Source organism: Streptomyces sp. RP5T (assembly GCF_003933965.1).
Taxonomy (GTDB): domain Bacteria; phylum Actinomycetota; class Actinomycetes; order Streptomycetales; family Streptomycetaceae; genus Streptomyces.
Genome location: NZ_RSAJ01000052.1, coordinates 21278 through 27277 on the forward strand (window position 1 = coordinate 21278; position 6000 = coordinate 27277).

Below are 6000 nucleotides of genomic sequence, written 5' to 3' on the forward strand. Positions count from 1 at the left end.
GTCTTGCATCAAGCTTTGCATGATGCAAAATATCATGGTGCAGCCGAGCGGCCCAGGTTACGAACGGTGGAGGGGAGCCTTGGGGTCGCCTGACCCTGTCATCGCCTGTGGAAGGGGCGGTGGGTGATCGAGGCCGGCGTTTGGGGCCGTCTGCTCCGGTTGCGCAGGGCTCCTTTGTGTCTGTCGTCTGCTCGTGGCGTGGCGTGGCGTGGCGTGGCGTGGCGTGGCGTGGCGGCGCTTGCGCTGACGACGTTCCGGAGTGGCTCTCCTCCCGGACGGCCTGTTCGCGTGCGGACTTGAGGACGGAGTGCACGTAGGTCACTGGAGGGGTTGTTGATAGTTACTGTGACGTTTCGATGTTCGTCGGCGCTGAATGATCAGCAGGAGCGCGAAGCCCGTCTCCCTGGGGGTGATGGGGGAGTGGCGCCGCCTGTGCATCAGCCGCGGTTCGAGTGACCGGTTCAGCCGAGACGTCGGCACACTCCGGCAGGCCGGCTGTCGCACTGTGCCGCACGAAGGGGGACGAAGTGGCGTGCCCCCTCACCCCTTGTGGGTCCGGGCGCCGGGTCACTCTGCGATCTCCGTCGTCCCCGCTCAACTTGTCTGACTTCAATGGATTGAGGTAGTTCCTTGCGTTCGAAGCGTATGAAGCACCGCAGATCCGGGCCACGCTGGTGGCTCGGAGTGACAGGTGGCCTCGCCGTCGGCGGCCTGGTGATAGGCATGGTCGCCCAGGCGGCCCTGGGGGCGGGTGGCGCCGGGGACGGGTCCGCTGTCGTCTCCGCGTCGGCCCGACAGCCCTCGCACTCGCTCCAGGCGGACTTCCGGTCGGCCGCCGACGAATTTCACGTGCCTGCCAGTGTGTTGATGGCCGTGTCTTACCAGATGACGTTGTGGGAGTCGCACCAAGGCCGCCCCTCGGTCACCGGCAACTACAACGTCATGGGACTGACTTCGGTGAGCGCCTCCGACCTGGAGTCGGCGTCGGGCGGTGGAGCGAAGAGCAGAGCCGAAACCCACGGCTACGGCGACGACTTCAAGGCGCGCCACCGCCATTCCGTGAAGGCGGACGGGCCCAGGACGAGCGACAAGAACGCAGCGCCGAGGATCACTCCCGCGATGCGCACCCTCGACACCGCCGCGTCGGTCATCAGCGCGGAGCCGAAGTCCCTGCGCAGCTCCATGCGGCAGAGTGTCCGCGGCGCGGCCGCGCTCCTCGCCTCCTACGAGCGCAAGTCGACCGGCTCGTTGTCGTCCGACCCCGGGCAGTGGTACGAGGCCGTCTCGCGCTACAGCCAGTCCGACAGTTCTCAGGTGGCCACGCAGTTCGCCGACCGCGTCTACGCGACCATTCGCGTCGGCGCTCACCGGGTCACCACGGACAACCAGGAAGTGACGCTGTCCGCCGACCCGTCCGTATCCGTGCGCAAGCCGGTCGCGGTGAGCCCTGACCTGAAGCCCGTGATACGTCAGGCGTCCTTCACCGCCTCCAGCGCGGCCACTCCGGCGGTGGAATGTCCCTCCACTCTTGCGTGCACGTTCACTCCCGCCGCCTACGCGCTCAACAGCAGCACCGACCAGAGCGATTACGGCAACTACGACCTGGCGAACCGCCCTGCGGACGGTGACGCCATCGACACCATCGTCATCCATGACACCGAGAGCACGGCGTCCTCCGCGATCAACTCCTTCCAGAAGTCGTCGACCTACGCCAGCGCCCACTACGTCGTCGGCGCCGACGGTTCGGTCACGCAGATGGTGCCGACAAAGGACATCGCCTGGCACGCCGGCAACAAATACGTCAATGACCACTCGATCGGCGTCGAGCACGAGGGGTACGCGCTGGACTACGGCACCTGGTACACCGAGCAGGAGTACCAGTCCTCCGCGGCGCTGGTGACCTACCTCGCCAAGCAGTTCGGTGTCCCGCTCGACCGCGAGCACGTCATCGGCCATGATGACGTCCCCGGCCCGCTCAGCGCCTACTACGAAGGCATGCATTGGGACCCCGGACCGTGGTGGAACTGGAGCCACTACCTTTCGCTGTTGGGCGCCTCGCCCAATGGCAACGGCATGCCCGTGGTCGGCGGCGAGGTCACCATCAACCCGCCGTGGAGCAGCAGTTACGAGCCGGTCCTCACCGGATGCGGATCGTCCACCACCACCTGTCCCGCCAACCCGGCCAACTTCGTCTATCTGCGCACCAGCCCGTCCTCCACGGCCCCGCTGCTCACCGATCCGAAGTTCACCGCGGACGGCAAGCCCACCGGGACCACCCAGGGGTGGGACTGGACGGACAAGGCTGTCGTCGGCCAGACCTTCGTGGTCGCTGCGGTGCAGGGCGACTGGACGGCCATCTGGTACGACGGCCAGAAGGCGTGGTTCTACAATCCGGGCGGCGCCTACACCATGGCCAACACCAACACGGCCCAGCACCTGATCACCCCCGCCGGGACGTCGGCCGTCGCGGTGTACGGGCGTGCGTACCCGGAGACCTCGGCCTACCCCGCCGACCTGAGTGACGTGGCCTCCAGCACGAACCAGCAGGTGACGCCGTTCGACCACGCGACCATCCAGCCGGGACAGTCCTACACGGCGTCGGCGGCGGTGAACGGCGACTTCTACTACGCCGAGGACATCAACTGCTCGGGCAGCCCGGACTGCGTGTTCGTCCAGGGCGACACCACCTACTATCCGATCCGCTACAACCACCGCGTTGCCTATGTGAAGGCGAGCGACGTCACGGTGACCCAGCCGGTGGTGCCCCCGACCGGCACGCTCAAGCCGCTCACTCCGACGCGGATCATGGACACCCGTGCGGGCGTCGGTGTGCCGAAGGCCAAGGTGGGTTCCGGGGGCACGGTCACTTTGCAGGTCACCGGCAAGGCGGGGGTGCCCGCCAGCGGTGTGACTGCTGTGGTGATGAACGTGACGGCGACGAATCCGACGGCGAGCAGTTACGTCACCGTCTATCCCGACGGGACCACCCGCACGAGCGCGTCGAACCTCAACTTCACGGCGGGCAGGACTTTCCCGAACCTCGTGGTCGTCCCGGTCGTCAACGGCAAGGTCGACTTCTACAACCGCACCGGAACTGTCGACCTGATCGCCGACATCAGCGCCTACTACACCAGTGACGGGAGCGGTTCCGGGCTGAGCAGCCTCACTCCGACGCGGATCATGGACACCCGTGCGGGCGTCGGTGTGCCGAAGGCCAAGGTGGGTTCCGGTGGCACGGTCACTTTGCAGGTCACCGGCAAGGCGGGGGTGCCCGCCAGCGGTGTGACTGCTGTGGTGATGAACGTGACGGCGACGAATCCGACGGCGAGCAGTTACGTCACCGTCTATCCCGACGGGACCACCCGCACGAGCGCGTCGAACCTCAACTTCACGGAGGGCAGGAGCTTCGCCAACCTCGTCGTGGTCCCAGTCGTCAACGGCAAGGTGGACTTCTACAACCGCACCGGAAGCGTCGATCTGATCGCCGACATCAGCGGTTACTTCAGCGCCACCGGCTCGGTGGAGCACAACGCGGGACCGGTGCGAGTCATGGACACCCGCAACGGCACCGGTGTCCGTAAGGGCACCGTCGGGTCCGGCGCCACCGTCTCCCTGACCGTCGGCGGCCGCAACGGCGTGCCCACGGATGCGACGGCAGTCGTTCTCAACGTCACCGCGACGAACCCGACGGCGAACGGTTACGTCACCGTCTATCCCGACGGAACCACCCGCACGAGCGCCTCCAGCCTCAACTTCACGGCAGGCGAGACCATCCCCAACCTCGTCATAGTCCCGGTCGTCAACGGCAAGGTCGATTTCTACAACCGCACCGGAACCGTCGACCTGATCGCCGACCTGTCCGGCTACTACACCGACTGAACCCGGTGGGGATGCCGCCGCGGGACCTCCCGGCAGCATCCCCACCCCGCAGCAGCCACGCCTGTCCCGCCGTGCACCATGGCTCTGTCCGCCATGTGCCGCATCGGGAAGTTGAACAGCGCGTCGTTCAGTCGACCTGTACACGGCAGCCATACCAAATCCGTGACGGGGCTTCCGGCGTGAGCCGCCACGGCCGGCACGGGGCGGGCGCGCAAGGAGATGCGCATGCATACGGCTCGTCACATGGCGGCGATTCCTTCCATGCCGGACTCCGCGAACGCCGGCAGGCCCTCCACGGTGGTCACCTTGGTGAGGGCTCCGTTCTTCTCCACGCGGAAGCCGTCGACGGTGCCGGAAACGGCGTTCTGGACGTAGACGAACTTCGCGTCCTTGGTCACGGCGATGTCGATCACCCCCTGAGATTTCGAGGAGGGCGGTGTGGCCACGCCGACCTCGTTGGTCAGGGCGAGCTTTCCGTGCTTGTCCATGCGGTAGCCGGTGACGGTGGAGTTGCCGGTGTTGCCGCCGTAGAAGTAGTTGCCCGCGCGCTCCAGCCAGCACAGGACCTCCTGGCCGCTGGCCAGGGGCTTCTGCAGGACTTTCAGCGTGCCGCCGTGCTTGACCTGATACGTGGTCACCGTGGACTTCTCGGCCTCGGCGACCAGCATCCGGCTGCCGGTCCTGTCGAAGCTGATCGCGAACGGCACGTTGCCGGCGGACTTGTTGACGACCGGCTCGGCGACGGACGGCAGACCGTTCCTCTTCAGCGGGAACACCTCGACCGTATTGTTCCCCTTGGTGGTGACCACCAGGTTGCGGCCGTCGGGGGTGATCTCGACCTCGCCGGGCGAGGTGTCGAACCGCGGTATGTCCTTGTTGGCCAGGCCGAGAGAACGGAAGGATCCGCGGATCGGAGAGAGGCCCTTCGCCGTGATCCGGAAGCCCTGGACGCTGCCCTTGCCGCCCGCGTTCATGACGTACGCGATCTTGCCGCGCACCGCGACACTGGACGGGAACTCACCACCGGTGTCCACTACTTGACGGCCCTTCAGCGTCGTTCCGTCGACGCGGAAGGACGTCAAGGTGCCGCTGCCCGCGTTGACCGCCAGCAGTGTTCGCGAGGCGTCGTCGTAGACGAGGGAGCCCTGGGAGGCCAGGGAGTCCGTGGGGGCGTCTACCTGGTCGCCGCCCCGGCCGCCCGTGGCGTAGGTGCCCGCGGGTTTCAGCTTGCCCTGGCCGTCCCGTGCGAAGACGCGGATGGTGTTGCCGTTCAGCTCGTTGCCCTGGATGAAGACGGCTCGATCGGCTCCTGCCCCGGACGCTCCGGACTGACTCGCCGAGGCCAGGGACACCGCCACGGTGGCCGCCGCTACGGTGGCAAGGGCACCGCCGCCGATCACGATCCGCCGTGTCCGGGAGTTTGCCCGGTGCGCCCTGCGGCTGCCGGTCCTGCGGCTCGGACGGTGCTCGATCTGCTCGCCGTTCATGCTCACGTTTTCCGTTCCCCTGACCCTTGTACGGGCTTGCGCCCTGTGGGTGTGCGTGGACGGAACAAGAGTGGCTGGTGGGCGTGCTGGGGCGGGACCGAAGGGCTGTCACGTCAGACTCTCGTAAGCAGTCGTCACTCTGCCACATGTCGTTGCTGCTCCTGCTGTACGGCAGGCCCTCCCGCCGGTACCTGGTCCCCGCCGGTACCTGGTCGCGCCCCGGGCGGCGGTCAGGCGGAGGCGGCCGGGATGCCCAACTCGCCGAGCAGAGCGCGTACCCGTGCTTCGACCGCGTCCCGGATCGGCCGTACGGCCTCGACACCCTGGCCCGCCGGGTCCTCCAACTGCCAGTCCAGGTACCGCTTGCCGGGGAAGACGGGGCAGGCGTCGCCGCAGCCCATGGTGATCACCACGTCCGAGGACCGCACCGCCTCTGTGGTGAGGACCTTCGGGGTCTGGGCGGAGATGTCGATGCCGACCTCCTCCATGGCTTCCACGACGGCCGGGTTGACGGAGTCGGCGGGCGCGGAGCCCGCCGAGCGGACCTCGACGCGGTCTCCGGCGAGGTGGGTGAGGAAGGCGGCGCCCATCTGGGAGCGGCCGGCGTTGTGGACGCAGACGAACAGTACTGACG

Annotated in this window: 3 protein-coding genes; 1 reads left to right on the top strand and 2 read right to left on the bottom strand. The window is 67.3% G+C overall.

What is annotated here, in order from left to right; translation table 11 throughout:
* Positions 1–684 precede the first annotated feature (684 nt).
* Positions 685–3879 (top strand): N-acetylmuramoyl-L-alanine amidase, encoded by a 3195-nt coding sequence (locus EHS43_RS08560; protein ID WP_185806163.1) that lies wholly within the window; start codon positions 685–687, stop codon positions 3877–3879.
* Positions 3880–4118: 239 nt separating this feature from the next.
* Here EHS43_RS08560 and EHS43_RS08565 read toward each other — a convergent pair whose 3' ends face one another.
* A complete protein-coding gene (locus EHS43_RS08565; protein ID WP_185806165.1) occupies positions 4119–5366 on the bottom strand; it encodes a beta-propeller fold lactonase family protein in 1248 nt (415 codons plus the stop codon).
* A gap of 230 nt (positions 5367–5596) precedes the next feature.
* On the bottom strand, positions 5597–6000 hold a 404-nt coding region (locus tag EHS43_RS08570), incomplete at its 5' end, for an arsenate reductase ArsC (RefSeq protein WP_260470440.1).

Coding starts and splice junctions, on each gene's coding strand:
- EHS43_RS08565 (WP_185806165.1), bottom strand. CDS start 5,366: ATGAACGGCGAGCAGATCGAGCACCGTCCGAGCCGCAGGACCGGCAGC.